This is a genomic window from Allosphingosinicella sp. (genome assembly GCF_036387615.1).
GTDB lineage: Bacteria > Pseudomonadota > Alphaproteobacteria > Sphingomonadales > Sphingomonadaceae > Allosphingosinicella.
In genome coordinates this window covers 1-20,353 of sequence record NZ_DASVTH010000035.1, presented here as the reverse complement: position 1 = coordinate 20,353, position 20,353 = coordinate 1, and the positions used below count along the sequence as shown (strand labels likewise).

General features: G+C 66.7%; 22 protein-coding genes. 11 read left to right on the top strand and 11 right to left on the bottom strand.

What is annotated here, in order from left to right; translation table 11 throughout:
- Window positions 1–43 precede the first annotated feature (43 nt).
- Window positions 44–1,819, bottom strand: a complete 1,776-nt coding sequence (pabB, locus tag VF631_RS07320; RefSeq protein ID WP_431849629.1) for an aminodeoxychorismate synthase component I — start codon at window positions 1,817–1,819, stop codon at window positions 44–46.
- 78 nt (window positions 1,820–1,897) lie between these two features.
- On the opposite strand from pabB, the gene VF631_RS07315 reads away from it, so the two are divergent.
- A complete protein-coding gene (locus tag VF631_RS07315; RefSeq protein ID WP_431849628.1) occupies window positions 1,898–3,277 on the top strand; it encodes an L-serine ammonia-lyase in 1,380 nt (459 codons plus the stop codon).
- On the opposite strand, the gene VF631_RS07310 is transcribed toward VF631_RS07315, so the two are convergent.
- The gene (locus VF631_RS07310; RefSeq protein ID WP_431849627.1) at window positions 3,258–3,806 is read right to left on the bottom strand and encodes an RNA 2'-phosphotransferase; all 549 of its coding nucleotides are present in this window, start codon (window positions 3,804–3,806) and stop codon (window positions 3,258–3,260) included. The genes VF631_RS07315 and VF631_RS07310 overlap by 20 nt on opposite strands.
- Before the next feature lie 101 nt (window positions 3,807–3,907).
- Between VF631_RS07310 and VF631_RS07305 the strand changes: the two genes are divergently transcribed.
- The gene (locus VF631_RS07305; protein WP_431849626.1) at window positions 3,908–4,111 is read left to right on the top strand and encodes a hypothetical protein; all 204 of its coding nucleotides are present in this window, start codon (window positions 3,908–3,910) and stop codon (window positions 4,109–4,111) included.
- 291 nt (window positions 4,112–4,402) lie between these two features.
- Here VF631_RS07305 and VF631_RS07300 read toward each other — a convergent pair whose 3' ends face one another.
- Entirely contained in the window at window positions 4,403–4,843 is a 441-nt protein-coding gene (locus VF631_RS07300; protein ID WP_431849625.1) for a hypothetical protein, read from the bottom strand.
- 104 nt (window positions 4,844–4,947) lie between these two features.
- On the opposite strand from VF631_RS07300, the gene VF631_RS07295 reads away from it, so the two are divergent.
- Entirely contained in the window at window positions 4,948–5,616 is a 669-nt protein-coding gene (locus VF631_RS07295) for an MBL fold metallo-hydrolase (protein WP_431849624.1), read from the top strand.
- Here VF631_RS07295 and VF631_RS07290 read toward each other — a convergent pair.
- Complete coding sequence (locus VF631_RS07290; protein ID WP_431849630.1) at window positions 5,613–6,047, bottom strand: MAPEG family protein; 435 nt, start codon at window positions 6,045–6,047, stop codon at window positions 5,613–5,615. The two genes, VF631_RS07295 and VF631_RS07290, sit on opposite strands and share 4 nt — an antisense overlap.
- A gap of 187 nt (window positions 6,048–6,234) precedes the next feature.
- On the opposite strand from VF631_RS07290, the gene rpmF reads away from it, so the two are divergent.
- From rpmF to VF631_RS07265, 5 genes are all read left to right on the top strand, one after another.
- On the top strand, window positions 6,235–6,414 hold the full coding sequence (gene rpmF / locus VF631_RS07285) for a 50S ribosomal protein L32 (RefSeq protein ID WP_431849623.1): 180 nt from the start codon (window positions 6,235–6,237) through the stop codon (window positions 6,412–6,414).
- A gap of 21 nt (window positions 6,415–6,435) precedes the next feature.
- Window positions 6,436–7,482 carry a phosphate acyltransferase PlsX gene (gene plsX, locus VF631_RS07280; protein ID WP_431849622.1) on the top strand — a complete coding sequence of 349 codons (1,047 nt, stop codon included), beginning with the start codon at window positions 6,436–6,438 and terminating at the stop codon, window positions 7,480–7,482.
- Complete coding sequence (locus VF631_RS07275) at window positions 7,479–8,444, top strand: beta-ketoacyl-ACP synthase III (protein ID WP_431849621.1); 966 nt, start codon at window positions 7,479–7,481, stop codon at window positions 8,442–8,444. The genes plsX and VF631_RS07275 overlap by 4 nt, the downstream gene beginning before the upstream one ends.
- A 90-nt stretch (window positions 8,445–8,534) precedes the next feature.
- Window positions 8,535–8,858 carry an integration host factor subunit alpha gene (locus VF631_RS07270; RefSeq protein ID WP_431849620.1) on the top strand — a complete coding sequence of 108 codons (324 nt, stop codon included), beginning with the start codon at window positions 8,535–8,537 and terminating at the stop codon, window positions 8,856–8,858.
- Window positions 8,859–8,865: 7 nt separating this feature from the next.
- Entirely contained in the window at window positions 8,866–9,246 is a 381-nt protein-coding gene (locus VF631_RS07265) for a MerR family transcriptional regulator (protein ID WP_431849619.1), read from the top strand.
- 8 nt (window positions 9,247–9,254) lie between these two features.
- Here the strand turns inward: VF631_RS07265 and VF631_RS07260 are convergent, their stop codons facing one another.
- The gene (locus tag VF631_RS07260; protein WP_431849618.1) at window positions 9,255–9,791 is read right to left on the bottom strand and encodes a SixA phosphatase family protein; all 537 of its coding nucleotides are present in this window, start codon (window positions 9,789–9,791) and stop codon (window positions 9,255–9,257) included.
- Window positions 9,792–9,799: 8 nt separating this feature from the next.
- Entirely contained in the window at window positions 9,800–12,514 is a 2,715-nt protein-coding gene (locus tag VF631_RS07255; RefSeq protein WP_431849617.1) for an ATP-dependent DNA helicase, read from the bottom strand.
- Between the two features lie 143 nt (window positions 12,515–12,657).
- On the opposite strand from VF631_RS07255, the gene VF631_RS07250 reads away from it, so the two are divergent.
- Window positions 12,658–14,259 (top strand): lysine--tRNA ligase, encoded by a 1,602-nt coding sequence (locus VF631_RS07250; protein WP_431849616.1) that lies wholly within the window; start codon window positions 12,658–12,660, stop codon window positions 14,257–14,259.
- On the opposite strand, the gene VF631_RS07245 is transcribed toward VF631_RS07250, so the two are convergent.
- On the bottom strand, window positions 14,256–15,230 hold the full coding sequence (locus tag VF631_RS07245; protein ID WP_431849615.1) for a S41 family peptidase: 975 nt from the start codon (window positions 15,228–15,230) through the stop codon (window positions 14,256–14,258). The two genes, VF631_RS07250 and VF631_RS07245, sit on opposite strands and share 4 nt — an antisense overlap.
- A gap of 324 nt (window positions 15,231–15,554) precedes the next feature.
- On the opposite strand from VF631_RS07245, the gene VF631_RS07240 reads away from it, so the two are divergent.
- Entirely contained in the window at window positions 15,555–15,980 is a 426-nt protein-coding gene (locus VF631_RS07240; RefSeq protein ID WP_431849614.1) for a DUF421 domain-containing protein, read from the top strand.
- A 96-nt stretch (window positions 15,981–16,076) separates the two neighbouring features.
- Window positions 16,077–16,568 carry a peptide-methionine (R)-S-oxide reductase MsrB gene (gene msrB, locus VF631_RS07235; RefSeq protein ID WP_431849613.1) on the top strand — a complete coding sequence of 164 codons (492 nt, stop codon included), beginning with the start codon at window positions 16,077–16,079 and terminating at the stop codon, window positions 16,566–16,568.
- Here the strand turns inward: msrB and pdeM are convergent.
- From pdeM to VF631_RS07215, 4 genes are all read right to left on the bottom strand, one after another.
- Window positions 16,565–17,227 carry a ligase-associated DNA damage response endonuclease PdeM gene (pdeM, locus tag VF631_RS07230; RefSeq protein WP_431849612.1) on the bottom strand — a complete coding sequence of 221 codons (663 nt, stop codon included), beginning with the start codon at window positions 17,225–17,227 and terminating at the stop codon, window positions 16,565–16,567. The genes msrB and pdeM overlap by 4 nt on opposite strands.
- A gap of 44 nt (window positions 17,228–17,271) precedes the next feature.
- Window positions 17,272–17,433 carry a hypothetical protein gene (locus VF631_RS07225; RefSeq protein ID WP_431849611.1) on the bottom strand — a complete coding sequence of 54 codons (162 nt, stop codon included), beginning with the start codon at window positions 17,431–17,433 and terminating at the stop codon, window positions 17,272–17,274.
- Between the two features lie 263 nt (window positions 17,434–17,696).
- Window positions 17,697–18,200: an Hsp20 family protein gene (locus VF631_RS07220; RefSeq protein ID WP_431849610.1), complete on the bottom strand. Its 504-nt coding sequence runs from the start codon at window positions 18,198–18,200 to the stop codon at window positions 17,697–17,699.
- A 171-nt stretch (window positions 18,201–18,371) separates the two neighbouring features.
- Window positions 18,372–20,353, bottom strand: a 1,982-nt coding sequence (locus tag VF631_RS07215) for a PAS domain S-box protein (RefSeq protein ID WP_431849609.1), incomplete at its 5' end; no start/stop codon positions are given.

Sequence of the window (20,353 nt, the reverse complement as noted above, 5' to 3'; positions counted from 1 at the left end):
CCGGCCTCACGGTTCAGGTGACGGGACCTGGGTTGAAGTGGGTCTAGGCCCGGCTTCTCAGCGTGGCGCGGATCAGGCCGCGGACATTGTTGCCGATGTAGAATTGCGTCGGAAGCCTTTGCAACTCCGCCTCGACGGCGTCCCCATCGTCCAGCAAGCGCTGGCGAAGCACGCCGGGGAGCAGGCCGCGGCACAATGGCGGCGTCAACAATCGGCCATCCTCTTCCTCGACGAAGATGTGCGTGAAGCTGCCTTCGGTGAAGAAGCCGTCGCGGTCGCGGAACAGCACCTCGAACGCGCCTGAAGCCTTGCGCGCGTCCGCATAGAAGGCGCGGTCACTGGTCTTGTGGCGCAGGCGAAAGTCGTCGCTGGCGAACGGCAGCGGCGCCACTGCCACCTCGACCGGCTCGCTCGGTTGAGCGGGAACCGGCCGCGCCTCGATCGAGACCATGCCGCTCGGCGCGAGTAGCAGCCGGAGCATCTTCTCCTCGCGCAGCCGGAAGGTCGCGGCTTGCAGCTCGTTGCGGGCGTCGTGCCGGTCGAAGCGGAAGCCGAGCGCGTCGGCGCTCGCCTTCATGCGGGCAAGATGCTGGTCGAGCGCGCAAATGCCCTCCGACGGATCGAAGCGCATCGTCTCGATCAGGTCGAAGTCCGTCCGCCCTTCCAGAAACGCTCCCTTCGCCAGGCATTCGCGCCATTCGTCGGCCGGCCGGCTGTCGGCGACGATGCCCGATCCCAGGCCGAGACGGGCCGTCTCTTCCCCCGCGCGCACCGTCAAGGTCCGGATCGCGACATTGAACGATGCTTCGCCCTCCGGCGCAACCCTGCCGATCGAGCCGGTATAGATGCCGCGATGGCGCCGTTCCAAGTCGGCGATGATCTCGATCGCCCGGATCTTGGGCGCGCCGGTGATCGAGCCGCAGGGGAACAGAGACTCGATCGCGTTGACTGGCCCGAGCCCCTCCTCGAGGACGGAGGTGACGGTGGAGGTCATCTGGTGGACGGTGGGATAGGTCTCGACCTCGAACAGGCTCGGCACCTTGACGCTGCCGGGCCGCGACACCCGCGACAGATCGTTGCGAAGCAGATCGACGATCATCAGATTTTCGGCGCGCTGCTTCGGGTCCTCGCGTAGCATCCGGATTTCGGCTGCGTCCTCCTCCGGGTCGGCGCGGCGAACGGCGGTGCCCTTCATCGGACGCGTGGTGAGCCGGCCGCCCCTCAACGTGAAGAAAAGCTCCGGCGAGAAAGACAGAATCCAGTGCGCGCCGGTGAATACGATCCCGCCGTGCCCGGCCCGCGCACGATCGCGGATGCGCGCGTAGAGGGCCAGCGGGCTGCCGGCGAAGCGCAACACGGCGGCGAAGGTCAGGTTTGCCTGGTAGATGTCGCCGGCGAAGATATGCTCCTTCACTCGCTCGACCGCTGCGAGATAGGCGTCTCGTTCAATCATCGGTTCGGGCGAGGCATTCCAGGCCGAAGCCGGATCGGGAAGCAGACTCGGCACGTGCCCGGGCGCGATCTCCTCGGCACCCTTGAACAGGCCGAACCAGAGCAGCGGCGGCTCTTCCTCTCCGAGACCTCCGCGGAGCGGGTTGAGCTTGCTCTCAAGCGCATGCCCCGCCTCGTAGGACAGAAAGCCCGCCGCGTGCAGGCCCCGCTCGTCCGCCGCCCGGAGCGCCGCCAGCGCCGGGCGCACCTCGTCCCAGCATCTCGCCCCGACGATCTCCGCCGGCCTTCGGAACAGCAGCGCCGGCCCGGCGCCGTTCGCGCGTGCATCGTCCAGCAGGACGAACGGCTCGGAACCGTCTATCGGCACGGGCGCTTGTTAAGCGAGGCCGGCTGCTCCATCTGGAGCCAAGCCCTTTCGCTACAAAGACTTTTCGGGAGAATGCACGTGGTCGCCAGCGTCTTCGATCTGTTCAAGATCGGGGTAGGCCCATCCAGCTCGCACACGATGGGTCCGATGACGGCGGCCGCGACCTTTGTCGAGAGGCTGAGTGGGCGCGGGCTGATCGGATCGGTCGAGCGGGTCGAGACCGACCTCTACGGCTCGCTCGCCCTCACCGGCAAGGGCCATGCCACGGACCGCGCTGTGCTGATCGGCCTGACCGGCAAGCGCCCGGACAGCCTCGACCCGGACGAGGCCGACGTGATCGTCACGCGGATCCGCTCGACCGGCCGCCTCCTGCTCGGCGGCGTCCACGAGCTCGCGTTCGACGAGCCGCGCGACCTGCGCTTCCTCCAGCGCGAGCGCCTGCCCCACCACAGCAACGGCATGCGCTTCACTGCCTTCGCCGCCGACGGAAACCTGGTCGAGAGCGGCATCTTCTACTCGACCGGCGGCGGCGCCGTGGTCGATGAAGAAGCGATCACGCGCAATGCTCCGCCCGAGGGCGGCTGGGACTTGCCCTACAATTACCGCTCCGGCGACGAGCTGCTCGCCATCTGCGAGCGCGAGGGGATCACGATCGCCGACATCGCCCGCGCCAATGAGCTCGCCGGCCTGCCCGACGAGGAGATCGATCGCCGGCTCCGTGCCCTATCCGAGGCGATGTCGGCCTGCATCGACCGTGGCATTCGCCAGGACGGCATCCTGCCCGGAGGCCTGCGCGTGAAGCGCCGCGCCCCCGGCCTCCACCGCCTGCTGATGGAGCGCGCCGAACGCACCCTTCAGGACCCGCTCACCGTGCTCGACTGGGTCAATCTCTGGGCGCTCGCGGTTAACGAGGAGAATGCGGCCGGCGGCCGCGTCGTCACCGCGCCGACCAACGGCGCCGCGGGGATCGTCCCCGCCATCATGCGCTATTATCAGCGCTTCACCCCTCAGGCCAACGAAGAGGGGGTGCGCATCTTCCTGCTCACCGCCGCGGCAATCGGCTCGTTGTTCAAGGAGAATGCCTCGATCTCAGGCGCCGAAGTCGGCTGCCAGGGCGAGGTCGGCGTCGCCTGCTCGATGGCCGCTGCCGGGCTCACCGCAGCGCTGGGCGGCACGCCGGCCCAGGTCGAGAATGCCGCCGAGATCGGCATGGAGCATAATCTCGGCCTCACCTGCGACCCGGTCGCGGGCCTGGTCCAGGTGCCTTGCATCGAGCGCAACGCGGTCGGATCGATCAAGGCGATCGAGGCAAGCAGGCTCGCTCTGGTCGGCGACGGTTCGCACCTCGTCAGTCTCGATCAGGTGATCGAGACGATGCGCAAGACCGGCCTCGACATGAACGAACGCTACAAGGAAACCTCGCTCGGTGGCCTGGCGGTCAACGTGGTGGAATGCTGAACCCCTCGGCCGTGATGAACTGAGGCGGCACGTGCTCGATCAGCCAGACGCCATTCGCGCTCCGAAAGAAAAGGTGGCCGTGCATGGCTCCGCTGCGAACCGTCAGGATCGCAGTCTCACCTGACCTGCGATCGCCGACGCTACGGGCGGTCCCGATATCGGCGCTGAGGTGGACGTGCCGTCTGCGCCCCGGCCGGAGCCCCTCGCGCAGGATGAGCGGCAGCGCCGAGCGCTTCGTGCCGTGGAACAGGAGCGGCGGCGGCTCCACGGGTTCCAGGCCAAGATCGACCGGGATGCTGTGGCCCTGATTGGCGCGGATCCGCGTGCCTGTCTCGTCGAACGCATAGCGTTGCTTGTCATTGGTCCGGACGAGGTCTTCCAGTGCAGCGCGATCGAAATGGCCGAAGCGCCGCGCTACCGCTTCGATCACCGCCTCGGCCGGCGCCCAGCCGGCGTTATCCAGGATGAGCGCGCCGGCGCGCGGATCATGCCGCAGGATGCGCGCGAGATATCTGCTGACCTGCTTCATCGCCTTGCGACTCCACAAATGGTTTCGAGCCGGTAAAGTTGTGGGACAATCGCGGAGTCGCTATTGAGCGCTCCGCTTCCGACCAGATGGGGATCGGCGCTATGTCCTACTATCGTCTGCTGTTCATGAAGGCTGTCGACGGTCCGGTGATGGGCTCCGAAGAAATCTCGGCCCGCGACGATGTCGAGGCCGTGCGGATCGCCCGACGCAAGGTCGGCGACCAGCCGGTCGAACTGTGGTGTGACAAACGGAGGGTGAAGCAATTTTCGCCGGTGCAGCCGAGCGGGTCTGCTTTCTCTTTCTGAGCTGATCAGCGGAATTGGCCGTAAGCTGGGTTAGATGTGCACCCGAACGCTTCTGGTCTTCAGCTAAGCCTCGCGCGTTCTCGGTTGAACTACACCAGAAACAATTCGCCCCGACAAAAGCCGGGGCGGAGGGGGATCGCTACGGAGTGGGCAGTCGGGAGCGATCGGTCGTTTTATGTTCGAGTCGTGCCGCTATGATACGCTCTTGTGAGCCGTGCTAAAAGAGCGGCAAGTCGAACTTCGAACAAATTCTTGCAAGGTGCGCACGTTTCATTCCGGCCGCGCGAATGCTCAGCCCGCGACGGACGAGACCAGGAAGAAAGCGGCCACCGCCCCAAGCGCAATTCCTGCGCCGATCATGATCTTGTCGAGCCTGCCCTTGCTTTCCCCGGCCGCATTGAGGCGCTCCGCTTCAGGCCCGCTGACTGGCCGTCCCGCCACGTACAAGCCGCCCCGCGCAGCCCCGCTCAGCCGGAGCTCGAGAACGTCCGCCCGGCGACTCGTCGAGAAGGCGCGCGGGCTGCGCACGTCGTGCGTCATCGCCAGCCGAAGGCCAGCTTTGGGTGCGCGCTCGGATCCTGCAGGGCGGTCGAGCGCAAGCCGGAAATAGGCGCCTGCGACAGCCGCGCTTCGGGCCGCCTGGCGCGGTGTGTCGTCGAGCAGCTCCGCAGCCGTGCATGGCGAGGCGGCAAGCGCGCCAGCCACCGCAAAAGCAATCCAAGCTTTGGTCATGCTCTGATTCCCCCTTCCAGCCCCGGTCGGATCATGAACCCGCCTGGGCGGCCCGCGCAAGCTCCGACGTTGCATCGGCGCGCTCGAGCGGCCATTTGCTGCCCATGACCACGCCACCGATGAAGGCCGCAATCATCCCGGTCACCCCCCTGCAACAGAATTGCACCCTGCTCTGGTGCACCAGGACGATGCGCGGCGCCTTTGTAGATCCGGGTGGCGACATCGATCGCTTGCAGGCCGCCGCGAAGGGGCAGGGCGTCACGATCGAGAAGATCATCCTGACCCATGGCCATATCGATCATTGCGGCGGGGCCAAGGAACTGGCCGAGCGGCTCGGCGTGCCGATCGAAGGGCCGCAGGAGCTGGACCGCTTCTGGATCGCGCGGCTCGAGGATGACGGGCGCGCTTATGGTATACCCGCCCGCGTCTTCGAGCCCGATCGCTGGCTGGAGGAAGGCGATCAGGTCCCGGTCGGTGATTTGACCTTCGACGTGTATCACACGCCGGGGCACACGCCCGGGCACGTCATTTTCCACCATCCGCCGTCCCGGCTTGCCTTGGTCGGCGACGTGCTGTTCCAGGGCTCGATCGGGCGCACCGACTTCCCGATGAGCAACACGCAGGACCTGCTGGATGCGGTCGCGGCGAAGCTCTGGCCGCTAGGCGACGACACCGCCTTCATTCCCGGCCACGGCCCGATGAGCAATTTCGGCCATGAGCGGCGCACCAACCCGTTCGTGGGCGATCGCGCGCTGGCCCGCGCGCGGGCCTAAGCTTCGCTTACCTGCGCGAAGGTGACGCCAGTCTCCGTTCCGCCCCGGTCCAGATAGGGAAGGGTGAGCGCGTATCCGGCAAGCGCCAGCAGCGGCAGATAGGTCGCGAGCATCCCTCCGATCCGCAGCGGGTTGGGCGCGGGCCGGTCCATCCCGAAGGCGTGCGCCAGGCGGCCGAGAATGAAGACAATCGCCACTGCCCACAGCCACGTCTGCGATCCGCGCGCGAGTTCGATCAGCGCGAGCAGGATCAGGAAGAGCGGCGTATATTCGGTGAAGTTCGCATGCGCCCGCATGCGGGTCGCGACGAGGTCGTTGCCGCCGTCCCCTATTGAGACCTTGTGCCGGAACCTGAGCCGGCTCACTCGCGCGCTCAGCCAGAGGTTGAGCAAGGCCGCGGCGCCCGCGATGGTGAGCGTGATCGGCAGCATTTCCACGGCTTGATCTCCCCTTTTGCGCAGCCCACATGGCATGGGCTGGGCGCTTGCAACAGTCCGGAAAATCGGTATAGGCGGCTCGCTCACATGCATCGGCCGCCAGGCCCGCGGCCGTCCAGGCCATTGCCTCGGCGCTTCGTGCAAGACGACAAACAGACAGACGATTGGAACAGGTGCCAGGATGGCCGTCCCCAAGAGAAAAACTTCGCCTTCCAAGCGCAACATGCGCCGCAGCCATCATGCGCTGACCCCGGCCAATTACGCGGAATGCCCCAACTGCGGCGAACTGCGCCTGCCGCACAATCTGTGCACCGCTTGCGGCCACTATAACGGTCGAGAGATCCGCCCGGTCGAAGCTTAAGAGCCTTAGGAGGCGAGAGCGGTGGGCTCAGCGCCACGGATCGCAATCGACGCGATGGGTGGCGATACCGGCCCGGCGGTGATGCTGGCGGGGGCCGCGTGCGCCCATGCCCGGCGCGATGACCTTTGCTTCCTCATGTTCGGGGACAAGGCGCTGGTCCGCGCCGAACTCGACAAGCACAAGCGGCTGAAGGACGCGGTCGAGATCGTCCACTGCGACGACGTGATCGCCGGCAGTGAGAAGCCGAGCCAGGCGATACGCCGCGCCAAGACGACCTCGATGGGGCGCGCTATCGCCGCCGTGAAATCGGGTCAGGCCCAGGCAGCTTTGTCCGCCGGCAATACCGGCGCTCTGATGGCCATGTCGAAGCTCTCGCTGCGGACCATTCCGGGCATCGACCGGCCGGCGCTCGCCGCTCTGCTGCCGACCTTGGGCGAGAATGACCTTGTGATGCTCGACCTGGGCGCCAACACCGAGGCAGATACTCAGAACCTCGTCCAATGGGCGGTGATGGGCGCCGCTTACTCCCGCATCGCGCTCGATCTCGAACGTCCCCGCGTGCAACTCCTCAATATCGGCACGGAAGAGCTGAAAGGGACCGACACGCTGAAGGAAGCCGCCGCTATCCTGCGTGACGCAGACTATCTCGGCCTGCGCTTCGACGGTTTCATCGAAGGCGACAAGATCTCGCGCGGCGATGTGGACGTGGTCGTGACCGATGGCTTTTCCGGCAACATCGCGCTCAAGACCGCCGAAGGCACGGCGCGCTTCGTCGCCGACTTGCTCCGCCGCGCCTTCACGAGTTCGGTGCGGTCCAAGATCGGCTTCTTGATCTCGCGACCTGCCACCGAGCTGCTCAAGCATCATCTCGACCCCAACAATCACAACGGCGCGGTCTTTCTTGGTCTCAACGGGATCGTTGTGAAAAGTCACGGCAGCGCGAATGAGAAGGGCGTCGCCAACGCGATTCGCGTTGCGGCGCGGCTGGCGCGCGAGGACCTGACTCGCAAGATCAAGGACGACCTCGACAACATCGCTTCTCACCGACTTCCGGCGGCCGCCCAATGAGCCGCCGCGCCGTCATCGTCGGGACCGGCTCTGCTTTGCCGATCGAGCGCGTGACCAACGCGCAGCTTGCCGCGCGCGGCGTGGATACGACCGACGAATGGATCGTCGAGCGCACCGGCATCACTGCCCGCCACATCGCCGGGGATGGCGAGACCACCGCGAGCCTCGCCACGCTGGCCGCCCGCAAGGCGCTCGAGGCCGCCGGCGTTCCGGCCGAGAAGGTGGGCCTGATCGTGCTTGCGACGGCGACCCCCGACCAGACCTTCCCCGCCAGCGCCACGCGGGTGCAGACCGCGCTCGGCATAAACGATTGCATCGCGTTCGATGTCGCGGCGGTTTGTACCGGCTTCCTTTATGCCCTGTCGGTCGCCGACAATATGGTAAAGGGCGGCATGGCCGATTACGCGCTGGTGATCGGCTCCGAGACGTTCAGCCGGATCCTCGACTGGGAGGACCGCGCGACCTGCGTCCTGTTCGGCGACGGGGCCGGGGCGATCCTCTTGCAAGCTCAGGAAACCGAGGATCGGGGCATCCTCGCCACCAAGCTTCACGCGGACGGCCGTCACAACGACCTGCTCTATGTCGATGGCGGTGTTTCTACCACGGGCACGATCGGCAAGCTCAGGATGAAGGGCCGCGAGGTCTTCCGCCACGCCGTCACCAACCTTGCCGATGTGCTGAATGAGGTGCTGACCGCGTCCGGCCACCAGGCCTCGGAAGTGGATTGGGTCGTCCCCCACCAGGCCAATAAGCGCATTCTCGACGCCACGGCCAAGAAGCTCGGGCTGGATCCCAACCGGGTGGTGGTGACGGTCGACCAGCACGCGAATACGTCCGCCGCCTCCGTCCCGCTGGCGCTCGATGTCGCCGTTCGCGATGGTCGCATCAAGCCGAACGACCTGCTCGTTCTGGAGGCGATGGGCGGCGGCTTCACATGGGGCGCGGCAGTCGTCCGTTACTGACAACCGACTGGCGCAAGAGTCGATTGCAAGCCAAGTCAAGCTGGATTAAACTTGCCAATTCAAGTACGCGGGGGCGAGGGGATAATAATCATGGCTGACGCAGGGACAATCAGGAAGATCACGGCGGGTACGCTGACGCGCGCCGACTTGTCGGATGTCGTTCACCGCGAAATCGGCTTGTCGCGGGCCGAGTCGGCCAGCATCGTGGAGCGCATCCTGCACCACATGTGCCACGCGCTCTCGGAAGGCGAAAACGTGAAGATATCCGGCTTCGGAAGCTTCCTTTTGCGTGACAAGGGCGAGCGGGTCGGCCGCAATCCGAAGACCGGCGTGGAGGTTCCAATCGCTCCGCGTCGCGTGCTGACCTTCCGCGCCAGCCAGATCATGCGCGACCGGATCACCGGCAGCGACTGAGCAATCCGTGGCCGAAGCTCCGCGCAAGAGCGACCAGGCCTTCCGCACGATCGGCGAACTTGCGGACGAACTGGCCGTGCCGCAGCACATCCTGCGCTACTGGGAAACGCGCTTTCCCCAGCTACGGCCGCTCCAGCGCGCCGGCAACCGCCGCTACTATCGCCCCGCCGACGTCACGCTGGCGCACCGCATCCACCGCCTGCTGAACCAGGACGGCTACACGATCCGCGGAGTCCAGCAGCTTCTCGCCGGCAACGGCGCCGATAGTGAGGATCTCGTGGCGCCGGTCGGCACGACCCCCGCGAGCGGGCAAGGCGTGTCCGCCGCCGAGGAGCTGAGGGCCATCCGCCGGTCATTGAAGGATGCTCTGGATCGCGATCCCGGCTGAAACACCGCTCAGCTGTCTTCCTCGGGGCCCAGTTCAGGATCAAGGTCGCGCGGGCGTATGAAGCGGGTGAGGGTGCCGGCGCCCCGCTCAAGCTGAGCCCAATCGTCGATGGAGAAGGTCATTTCGGCGAGCGTGCCCGTCGGATATTTGGCCGCGACCTCGGCCCGCAAAGACCCATCGGACGTGAGCAGCAGGGCGAGATTCTCCAGCCCCGGATTGTGGCCGACCAGCAGGAGCGAACTTGCCCCCTCATTCGCTCCCTGTGCGATCTCAAGCAGAAGTTCGGCCGAGGCGAGATAGATGCGGCGATCGAAGCGGGTGCCGAGTTCGCGACCATAGCCTTCTTCAACGTCGTGCAATGTCTCGATCACGCGGACGGCCGGGGAGGCGAGAACCTGATCGAAGTTCAAGCCCAGCCTGCGCATTTCGCGCCCCACGGTCCGCGCCGCGCGGCGGCCGCGCGCGTTGAGCGGCCGATCGAAATCGCGCATCGCCATGTCGTCCCAGCTGGACTTGGCATGCCGGAGCAGCGTCAGCGTCTTCACGAAAGTCCTTAGGCAGCCGTAACGTCCGCCCCGATCTGCCCCAAAGCGGGAGCGGAAGAAAGACAGGAACGCACCCGCTCGATCGCTTCGGCCAGCGTCACCCGCCGCACCTCCATCCCGGGTGGGAAGGCGGTGAGCAGGCGCGAGGGCGTGGCCGCGGAGAGCAGCACGAACATGCCGCGGTCCTCCTTCCGCCGGATCAGCCGGCCGAACGCCTGGGCGAGGCGAGCGCGTACGACGCGGTCGTCATAGGCGGAGCCGCCCGCAGCCGCCCGGCGGGCGGCGTGAAGCACTGTCGGGCGTGGCCAGGGCACGCCTTCCATCACGACCAGGCGCAGCGACTCGCCAGGCACGTCGACCCCGTCGCGCAGCGCATCCGTCCCGAGCAGGGAGGCACGCGGTTCGTCGCGGAAGATATCGACCAGGGTGCCGGTGTCGATCGGATCGACATGCTGGGCATGGAGCGGCAGTCCCGCCCGGGCGAGCCTGTCGGCGATCCGGGCGTGAACCGCCTTCAGCCGCTGGATTGCGGTGAACAGGCCCAGCGTGCCGCCGTTCGCCGCCTCGATCAGGCGCGCATAAGCGCCGGCCAGCGCTGCGAGGTCGCCGCGCTTCACATCGGTGACGACCAGCACCTGGCTGCATGCCGCATAATCGAACGGGCTTTCGGCTGCGAAGTGCTGCGGAGGCGAGTCGAGGTGGCAAGCGCCGGTGCGCGCATCCGCCGCGCTCCAATCATCCGCGCCGCGTAGCGTGGCCGACGTGACCAGGACGCCGTGGGCAGGCTTCAACACCGTCTCCGCGAGCGGGCGGGTCGGATCGAGCCAGCGGCGGTGGATGCCGATGTCGAGCTCGCGCCCGTCCACGCGGTCGACTGCAAACCAGTCCACGTAATCCGGGTCGGCGGGCCCGCCCAGCCGGCCTAGTAATGCGATCCAGCCCGCCAGCGTCTGCGTTCGCCAGCTCAGCCCACCGATCGCGCCGTCCACCCGCGCGCGTGCCTGGGGGTCGAGCCAGTCCGGCGCGTCCTCAAGCACGGCCTCCAGCCGCTTGCCGAGCGCGACCAGCGGCCGCATCAGCTGCTCCAGCGCTTCCAGCGCGGGTGCTGCGGCTTCGACGATGGCGGGGTCGAGCTCCGCAATCTCGGTCTCGAGCCCATAGCCCGCGTCCTGGGCCGAGGCTCGCGCGTAAACGGTGCCTCGCACCGCGCCAAGCAGCCGCTCCACCGGCCCGAACGGCGCCCCTTCGCCCACTCGGGCGAGCCAACCGTCGCCGGGCAGGGCTCCCGCCGCCTGCACCGCCGCTTCAAGCGCCAGCCCGCCGGCCTCGTCATAGGAAGCGACGTCCATCAGCCGAGCGGCAAGGCCGCGCCGCCGCCCGCGCGACTTGCCTTCTGGTCCGATCAGCCAGCGCCTGAGTTCGATCGTCTCGGCCCCAGTCAGCGCGGCGCCGAACGTGGAATCGGCGGCGTCGAACAGGTGATGGCCTTCGTCGAACACGATGCGGCTGGGTCGCTGACCCTGCTCGCGTCCGCGCGCGGCATTGACCATCACCAGGGCGTGATTCGCAATGACGAGGTCGGCCTCCGCACTCGCCCGGGCTGAGCGCTCGATGAAGCATCTGCGGTAATGGGGACAGCCGGCATAGACGCATTCCCCGCGCCGGTCCGTCAGCGCCGTGGAGCCCGCCCGCCGGAACAGGGTTGGGAGCCACCCCGGCAAGTCACCGCCCACCATGTCGCCGTCCTTGCTGTACGCAGCCCAGCGCGCGACCAGCTGCGCCAGGATCGCGGCGCGACCTGCAAATCCGCCCTGCAGAGCGTCTTCGAGGTTGAGCAGGCACAGATAATTTTCGCGTCCCTTGCGTACGACCACCTTGCGACGGCGCTCGTCCGGATCGGGAAAGAGGCGCTCGCCTTCCCGGTCGAGCTGCCGCTGCAGCGCCTTGGTGTAGGTCGAGACCCAGACCGCGCCGTCCGCCTGCTCCGCCCAGAGCGAGGCCGGCGCGAGGTAGCCGAGCGTCTTGCCGATTCCCGTGCCGGCTTCGGCGAGCAGCAAGTTGGGCTGGCCATCGATCCGCCGCGGGGCGAACGGGCCGGCGGCCGCAGCGGCATAGTCGCGCTGCCCTTGCCGAGCTTCGGCGGCCTGCCCGGTGAGCTGCGCAAGGCGCTCGGCGACTTCGCCCGCTCCGATCCGCACCGGCCGCGGCTGCGCGCGCGGCGCACATTCCTCCCATTCGGGCAGGCGCGAGAATAGCCAGCGCTCGTCCCGCTCGGGACGGCGCAGGCGCTGACCGACGGCCCCGGCCCATTGCCAGCGCATCCGGCTGAGCGATTGGGCGCTCGCCCATGCGCCTTCGCGTTCCGGCCAGTCCGTCCCCAGGACCGAAAGCAGACGCTCTGCGGCCTGGATCAGAAAAGTCGCCGCTTCGGTATCGTCCGTGGGTGCATCCAGGCCGAGCGCGTCCGCCAATCCTTTGGGAGTGGGGACGGCGAAGCGAGCCGGGTGAACGAAGGCGAACAGCTCGAGCAGGTCGAGACCGGACAATTCGGGATAACCGAGCCGCTGGCCGACCAGCGGCGCGTTCAACATGATCAGCGGCGTTTCCGCCGCCCGCGCGATCGCCTGCCCCCGACCGAGCGCCTCGACGTGCCCGTCCGGATGCGCCATCCAGATACCGCCGTGGGTCGCGTGGAGCGCGGGGTAGGGGAGCGGCATGGCCATCCGCCGAAGATGGTCTAAGTAGAACGAAAGAGCAACGGCAGCTTAGGCCAGGCCGGCGCTTTCTACCGCCAGGCTTGGAATGGTGAGACTTGTCCGCCCATCCGACCTTGCACGCTCCGAACGAAGCGGCGAAGAGCCGGGTCATGCCCACCAGCATCGATCCCGCCCTTCGAGAAGCCGCGCACGTGTCCAAGGCATGGCCCTATGAGGAAGCGCGCAAATTGCTGAAGCGCTACCCGGACGGACCCGGGGGAAAAGCCATCGTCTTCGAAACCGGCTACGGTCCCTCGGGCCTCCCTCACCTCGGCACATTTCAGGAAGTCGCCCGGACGCTGATGGTGCGCCACGCTCTGGCCGACTTGGTCGACTGGCCAAGCCGGCTGATCGCGTTCTCGGACGACATGGACGGGATGCGCAAGGTGCCGCCCGGCGTACCGAACCAGGAGATGATGCTTGCGCATCTCGATCAGCCGCTGTCGCGGGTGCCCGACCCGTTCGGCTGCAATCACCTAAGCTACGCCGATCATAACAATCGGCTGTTGCGCCAATTCCTCGATCGCTTCGGGTTCGATTACGAGTTCATGGCCTCCAGCAACTGCTACGAATCCGGCCGCTTCGACGAGGCGCTGAGGGGCGTGCTTCGCAGCTATGATGCGATCCAGGGCGTGATGCTGCCGACGCTGCGCGAGGAGCGGCGGCAGACCTACTCGCCCATCCTCCCGGTCAGCCGGATCAGCGGAAAGGTTCTGCAAGTGCCGATCGAGGTGGTCGACCCGGAGGCCGGCCTCATCCGCTACACCGATCCGGCGGGCGGGGAGACGGTCGAGCAGTCGGTCCTATCGGGCGGCGCCAAGCTGCAGTGGAAGGTCGACTGGGCGATGCGCTGGGCCGCGCTCGGTGTCGATTACGAAATGGCCGGCAAGGACCTGATCGACAGCGTGGTCCAGTCAGGCAAGATCGCCCGCATCCTCGGCGCCCGCCCGCCCGAGGGTTTCAATTACGAGCTTTTCCTGGACGAGAATGGCGAGAAGATTTCGAAGTCGAAGGGCAATGGGGTCACCATCGAGGAGTGGCTGACCTATGCCCCGCCCGAGAGCCTCGCTTTCTATATTTATCGGGAGCCGAAAAAGGCCAAGCAGCTCTCCTTTGGCGTGATCCCAAAGGCGGTGGACGAATATCAGCAGTTCCTCGCCGCCTATCCGAACCAGCCCTGGAAGGAGCGGCTGGGCAATCCCGTCCACCATATCCATGCCGGACAGGTCCCGCCCGCGCGCGTGCCGCTGACCTTTGCCTTGCTCCTCAACCTGGTCGGGGTGGCGTTGACCGAGGACAAGGCGTTGCTGTGGAGCTTCGTCCGGCGTTACGCGCCGGATACGTCGCCCGAGACCCATCCGGAGCTCGACGCGCTGATCGGCCATGCCGCGGCCTATTTCCGGGATTTCGTCAAATCCACCCTCCGGCGCCGCGCACCGGACGCTCGGGAGGCGGAAGCGCTTCGCGATCTCGACGCGCGGCTTGGCCAGCTGCCGCCCGGTGCGCCCGGCGAGGACATCCAGAACCTGGTCTTCGAAGTCGGCAAGGCGCACCGCTTCGATAACCTGCGGGACTGGTTCAAGGCGCTGTACGAGACCTTGCTCGGCACCAGCCAGGGCCCCCGCATGGGCAGCTTCATCGCGCTTTACGGCATCGACAACAGCCGCCGGCTGATCGCCGAGGCCCTGGCCGCGCCACCCCGGCCCGCCTAGAGGCTGGCCAGGTCTCTGGCCGCACCAGGCTTCACGCCCGCCCGCTTCAGCGCCTCGTCCAGTGCCTGGTCGGCCGGAACCGCCACGTCGGGTTTGACCCCCACGCCTTCCCAGCCCTCACCTGTGTCGGGATCGAAGGTCCGCCCGACCGGGATGAAAGCGGAATAGCCGCCTCCCAGATCGGCGCCGAAACCGTAATGACCGGCCCCGCGCGTGGTCTCGCCGATCAGAGTGGCGCGGCCGGTGCGTTTCAGGGAAAGCGAGAGATGCTCGGCTGCCGAGGCCGTGCGGCCCGACGTGAGCAGGAAGACCCTGGCTTGGCGCAGCTTACCGGCCGCCGGGGCCGGAACCGCCAGGTGAACGCGCCGGACCACGCCTTCCGGCGCCTGCTCCTTGCGGATGGTCCCGCCTTCCTCAAAGGGGTTGCCGCCGCGCTGATCGACCGCAAGACGCGTGTCCATTTTCACCAGCACCTGTTCCTTTTGGAACAGCAGCGGGAACATCATATCCATTTCCGCCAGCCCACCGCCGCGATGGCCGCGCGCGTCGATGATCAGGGTCTCGGCATCGCCGTGGCGCGCCAGGAAGTCGCGCAGCGCGGTCAGGGTCGCCTCGTTCCCCGGGAACCCCGCAAAGTCGATGTAGGCCACTCCGTCGGCGAGCCACCCCGCCTTGGTGATCGCATTGCCGGGGCTGGGACCGCGGACTGGTCCGGGCTGCGCGCCAGGTTCAGCGGCTTCAGGGGGCCGCAGCTTCAGGTGCCTGTCTTGGTGCACGGCCTGCAGGTCGGACGTCACCGCTTCGGCAAACGCCTCCGCAGTATCGAGACGGCGATATCTCCCGCTTGCGCGATTTGCCCGGAGGGTGGAGGCGTAACGCTTCCCCACCTCCGGAAAGACGAAGCTCTGTTCGAGTTCGCCCGCGAGCCGCTCGATCACCTGGTCAGCGATTCCGGCATCAAAGGCGGGCATGGCTGCCGATGCTCCTGGAAGGGGTTGAACCTGCGCCGAGGCGGGCGACGCAAGCAACGCCGCCAGCGCTAGGCCCGTCATGACTGGATGCTTCAATTCCGGTCTCTCCTTCTGCTCTCGCGGCGGTGATCAGCAACATGCGTGCCAGCTCAATCGCCTCGCCTGCGAAGGTAGCGCAGCCACATCGTGTTCGCTTTCGGACGGCGCCTGTTCGGAAGCGAACGAACTCTGGGCGGCAGAGTTGATGCCGAAAGGAGTTTTTCAGCATGGAAAGCCTGGACGCGATCTTCGGCCCGGACAAGGGGATCAGCTGGGAGCAGGAATGTGCGCGCGGTCTTGATCTTCTTTTACGGACTGCTGCTCGTGCGTATCGCCGGCCGTCGCGTGTTCGGGCGCTGGTCGGCGATCGATATCGTCGTCTCCATCGTGATCGGATCGAACCTCAGCCGCGCGCTGACGGGAAACGCGCCGCTCTGGGGCACGCTCGCCGCGACCACCCTGCTGATGGCCTTGCACTATGGGCTGGCGCATGCCGCCGTTCGGATGCGCTGGGTGTCACGGCTGATAGAAGGGGCTCCGATCTGCTTGGCCGATGCTGGAAAGGCCGATGAGCGGGCGATGAGGCGGCAGGGCGTCAGCCTCGCCGACCTGCACGAGGCGCTCCGCGACAAGGGACTGGAGCATGTCGCTCAGACTCGGCTCATCAACCTCGAGCCGAGCGGAAACGTCACAGTGCTCAAGTCGGATTAAATGCCGCGGCGACCTGTGCTAATCATGGCTGGCGGCGGAGACCGGTCACGGCCGGTTCACCCTCGCGACTGCACGTGAGGCATCGGAGGTAGGACGATGGTGATGGACAGGAGGACCGCGCTTGGGCTGGGCGGCGCGGCGATCGTCGGCGCTGCTGCGACGTTGACGTTCGGGAGGCAGTCTCATGCCGCTCCGGGCAAGTTCGAAGTGTCCTATACGGACGCCGAATGGCGCAAGCGGCTCAACCCGCGCGTCTATGCCGTGCTGCGCAAGGAGAATACTGAGCCGGCCGGCTCCAGCCCGCTCAACAAGGAGAAGCGCCGCGGCACCTATCATTGCGCGGGTTGCGATCTCCCCGTTTATTCTTCCGCCCAGAAATTCGAAAGCGGCACCGGATGGCCGAGCTTCTGGAAGCCGCTTCCCAACGCCATTGGCACGCGCGAGGACAATCAGCTCTTTATCTCCCGAACAGAAGTGCATTGCCGGCGCTGCGGGGGGCACCTCGGGCATGTCTTCGACGACGGGCCAAAGCCGACCGGCCTTCGCTATTGCATGAACGGCCTGGCGCTGAAGTTCCGGCCGGCTTAAGCGGCCACCGGAAAGCGGAGCAGCCTGTCCGCCACCGGCACCAGCGCCTGCGCTCTTGGACCGACCGCTCGGACGATCTCGGGATGGTCGACGTCCAGCCCCCCGGTTAGCGCGCCGAACGCGGGGAGAACCAGCTTGCGCTCGCTCGCCACGAAGCAGCGTCGTGAGACCTTCCGGCCGCGCTGCGTGATCCTGAGCTTGGGGTGGAAATGTCCGGAAAGTTCAGGGCGGGCCTCGGCCGGATCTGCCTCGTGACGCAGCACGAGGCCGTCCACCACCGCCTCGTCGACGATCGCGCCGCCGCAGTGGTCGGCAAAGCCCGGATCGTGGTTGCCAGTGATCCAGGTCCAGTCGGTGGCGCCTGTAAGGTCGGTCAGCATCGCCCGCGCGCGCTCCGGCAGGCGATCGCATCCGTGCCGATCGTGGAAGCTGTCGCCCAGGCACCAGATCTCGCTCGCCCCAGTCGCCGCCACGACTGCGGTGAGGTCGGCAAGCGTCGCGACCGAGTCGTACGGCGGCAGCATCTGCCCCAGCCGAGCGAACCAGCTCGCCTTTTCAAGGTGGAGATCGGCGACCAGCAAGGCCTGCCGCGCCGGCCAGAACAGCGCGCCTTGCGGCAGCGCCATCAACTCATGCCCACAGAACGAAAAGCGAACCATGCCCCGCTATAAGCGGGGCCGATTCATCAGCGCAAGCGGGCTGGTCAGATTCCGGCGATTTGCGGAACGGCGGAGGATTGCACTCCGGCCGACAGCGGCTGCGGCGCCTGCTGCTCGGGCGCGGTCGAATAGAACAGGACGGCGCCGGCGAGGAAACCCTGGCCGACTAGAGCGAACGGATTGATCAGTTTCTTCTTGATGTTCATGACGCTTGCTTCCCGACCCACTGACCGCACGGCTGCCTGTTCTCGGCAGCTCCGCTCCCCCGGCTGTGGTTGGTTCAACCTGCGCCCGAAGAGTTAAACGACACCTGAATCAATGTGGGGCTACGAACAATTTACCATCGACGAACCTGCCAAATCCGGCGTCGAAGATGCGTGGCGGGAAGGAAGCTGCTGCTTTAGGCGACAAACTCGTCGCACTCTTGTGGAAAGGTGGCGGGCCCCGAAGGCCCGCCACGGAAAAGATGTCAGGCGGCTTCGGCCTGACGCTGCTCTTCGACCCGGACCTGGGGCGCTTCGGAGCTGCCCTCGATGGTCTCGGTCGAGCCGCCGTTGATGGCGACCTTGCGCGGCTTCATCGCCTCGGGGATCTCCCGCACCAGCTCGATCGAAAGCAGCCCGTCCCGCAGGTCGGCGGCTTCAACCCGGACGAAGTCGGCCAGCTCGAAGCGGCGCTCGAAGGCGCGGGTGGCGATCCCGACGTGCAGGAAGTTGCCGTCCTTGTTGCGGTTCTCCGCCCTGCGGCCGGTGATCACCAGCAGGTTCTGCCGGGCCGTGATGTCGATCTCGTTCTGCTTGAAGCCGGCCACCGCAAGCGTGATGCGGTAGCTGTCGTCGCCCAGCCGCTCGATGTCGAACGGCGGATAATTGTCGCTGATGTCGGTCCGCGCCGAGCTTTCGAGGAAGTCGAACAGCCGGTCGAAGCCGACGGTGGAGCGACGGTAGGGGGTGAAATCAAAACCGGTTCTCATGGTCAAATGTCCTCCAGTTTGAGCAACATGTGAGATGAGGCGCGGGCGGGCAGGAGGCCCTTGGCGCCCCGCTTGTACAGGCCGGACACTGCCAACAAGTCGTCCGACGCGCGGTGAGATAGGAGCGCTTTCCGTAGCGTCAAGAGGCTCGCTTGAGCAAAAATCGTGAGCTCAGAACTTCGCGCGAGCAGGCAGATGCTTCTCCAGCACTGCGGCCAGCTGGGCAACCGTAAAGGGCTTGCGCAATACCGGGGCATCGCGGCCCAGCGCCGCCTCGAGCTGGTCGGTTTCCGCATAGCCGGTGACGAACACGATCGGCAGTTCGGGGCGGGCGGAGCGGGCTGCTCGGGCAACCTCCGCGCCGTGCATCAGCGGCATAGCGTAATCGAGCAGCACGAGATCGGGCGGCGAGGCCTGGAGCTTGGCCAAGCCTTCCGGACCATCCTGCGCGAGCAGCACGCGGTGACCGATGCCCTCCAGCGCGGCCGAGAGGAACGCCCGCACGTCGCGATCGTCGTCGATCACCAGGATCGTCGCCTCGCTGCCGTGCGGCGCGGCGGGCGTGTCGATCGCCTCGTCCTCGTGAGCGGTCGCCGGCGCCGGCTCTGCCGCCGGCAGGAGCAGCCGCACGCATGTACCGACGCCAGGGCTACTCTCGATCTGCAGCGTTCCGCCCGATTGGCGGGCGATGCCGTAAACCTGAGCCAGCCCCAGGCCGGTGCCCTTGCCAAGCGGCTTGGTTGAAAAGAACGGCTCGGTCGCGCGCTGCAGCACCTCCGGCGTCATGCCCGATCCTGTGTCGGCGACGCTGAGACAGAGATACGAGCCGTCCTCCAGGTCAGGCTGGCCAACGAGCACCGTCCGCTCGCTGGAGATTGTCAGCACTCCGCCATGCGGCATGGCATCTCGGGCATTGATCCCGAGGTTCAGGATCGCATTCTCCAGTTGGTTGACGTCGCACACGGCGTAACCGTCTTCCGCCCCCAGCCGGGTCTCGATCCGGATCGCCTGGCCGACCGAATGGCGCAGCAGGTCCTGCATGTTGGCCACGACCCGATTGACCGGGACCGGAGTCATGCTGACCCGCTGCAGCCGGGAGAAGGCGAGCAACTGGCTGGTGAGCTTGGCGCCGCGCCGCGCCGATTCGAGCGCCGCCCCGGCGATCCGCTGCGTCCGCTCGTCTTTCGCCTGTCGCGAGATCAGCTCGAGGCCGCCCAGGATAGGGGTCAGCAAATTGTTGAAGTCGTGCGCGATCCCGCCGGTCAGCTGACCGACCGCCTCCATCTTCTGCGCCTGCCGAAGCGCATCCTCCGCGCGGAGCCGATCCGCGACCTCGGCCGCCACTCGGCGTTCGAGCGCTTCTTCGGCCTGCTTGGCCGCGGTGATGTCGTGGGCGACTCCGATGAAGCCGATATGCTCGCCATTTGCCCCGAGCCGCGGTTGAGATTCTGAGCGAAGCCAGCGCCACTCGCCGTCGGCGCGCCGATAGCGAGCTTCCAGCACGAAGGCTTGCATCGAGGCTTCGCCAGCCACGGACTCGGCAACTACCCGGTGGATATCTTCCGGGTGAATTACCGTCCGCCAGTCGAAGTCGACCGCTTCCTCGTAGGAAATGCCGAGGAAATCGACATAAGCGCGGTTCACGAAGCCGCGTTTGCGGTCGAGCTTGGTCACCCACATCGGCACCGGGGCCGAATCGGCGATCAGCCGAAAGCGCTCTTCGCTCTCGCGCAGCGCGAGTTCCGCCTCGCGCCGGTCGGTGATGTCATAGCCTTCGACGAACAGGCCGCTGACGTTGCCCTCGCGGTCGGTGATCGGCTGGAAAACGTAGTCGAGGTGGCGCAATTCGAGAGGACCGTCCGGCTTGCGCTGAAGCCACAAGGGCGCGGATCGCCCGGAATGAGCCTCGCCACTGGCATAGACCTTGTCGAGCAGCGCGACGAAGCCGGTGTCGGCGAGATCGGGAAAGGCCTCGGCGACGCTGCGGCCGATCAACTCGCGCGGCCCGACCAGCTCCATGTAGGATGCGTTCGCCATCTGGTAGACGTGCGTCGGCCCGTGCGTCGCCGCCATGAAGCCGGGTGCCTTCTCGAACAGCTGACGAAGCTGCTCGATCTCGCTGATCGGCTCGTCGGCCGCGCTCATCAGCGTGT

Coding starts and splice junctions, on each gene's coding strand:
- VF631_RS07310 (WP_431849627.1), bottom strand. CDS start 3,806: ATGAAGCAGGTCAGCAGATATCTCGCGCGCATCCTGCGGCATGATCCG.
- VF631_RS07305 (WP_431849626.1), top strand. CDS start 3,908: ATGTCCTACTATCGTCTGCTGTTCATGAAGGCTGTCGACGGTCCGGTG.
- VF631_RS07300 (WP_431849625.1), bottom strand. CDS start 4,843: ATGACCAAAGCTTGGATTGCTTTTGCGGTGGCTGGCGCGCTTGCCGCC.
- VF631_RS07295 (WP_431849624.1), top strand. CDS start 4,948: ATGACCACGCCACCGATGAAGGCCGCAATCATCCCGGTCACCCCCCTG.
- VF631_RS07290 (WP_431849630.1), bottom strand. CDS start 6,047: ATGCTGCCGATCACGCTCACCATCGCGGGCGCCGCGGCCTTGCTCAAC.
- rpmF (WP_431849623.1), top strand. CDS start 6,235: ATGGCCGTCCCCAAGAGAAAAACTTCGCCTTCCAAGCGCAACATGCGC.
- VF631_RS07275 (WP_431849621.1), top strand. CDS start 7,479: ATGAGCCGCCGCGCCGTCATCGTCGGGACCGGCTCTGCTTTGCCGATC.
- VF631_RS07270 (WP_431849620.1), top strand. CDS start 8,535: ATGGCTGACGCAGGGACAATCAGGAAGATCACGGCGGGTACGCTGACG.
- VF631_RS07255 (WP_431849617.1), bottom strand. CDS start 12,514: ATGGCCATGCCGCTCCCCTACCCCGCGCTCCACGCGACCCACGGCGGT.
- VF631_RS07250 (WP_431849616.1), top strand. CDS start 12,658: ATGCCCACCAGCATCGATCCCGCCCTTCGAGAAGCCGCGCACGTGTCC.
- VF631_RS07245 (WP_431849615.1), bottom strand. CDS start 15,230: ATGCCCGCCTTTGATGCCGGAATCGCTGACCAGGTGATCGAGCGGCTC.
- msrB (WP_431849613.1), top strand. CDS start 16,077: ATGGTGATGGACAGGAGGACCGCGCTTGGGCTGGGCGGCGCGGCGATC.
- pdeM (WP_431849612.1), bottom strand. CDS start 17,227: ATGGTTCGCTTTTCGTTCTGTGGGCATGAGTTGATGGCGCTGCCGCAA.
- VF631_RS07225 (WP_431849611.1), bottom strand. CDS start 17,433: ATGAACATCAAGAAGAAACTGATCAATCCGTTCGCTCTAGTCGGCCAG.
- VF631_RS07220 (WP_431849610.1), bottom strand. CDS start 18,200: ATGAGAACCGGTTTTGATTTCACCCCCTACCGTCGCTCCACCGTCGGC.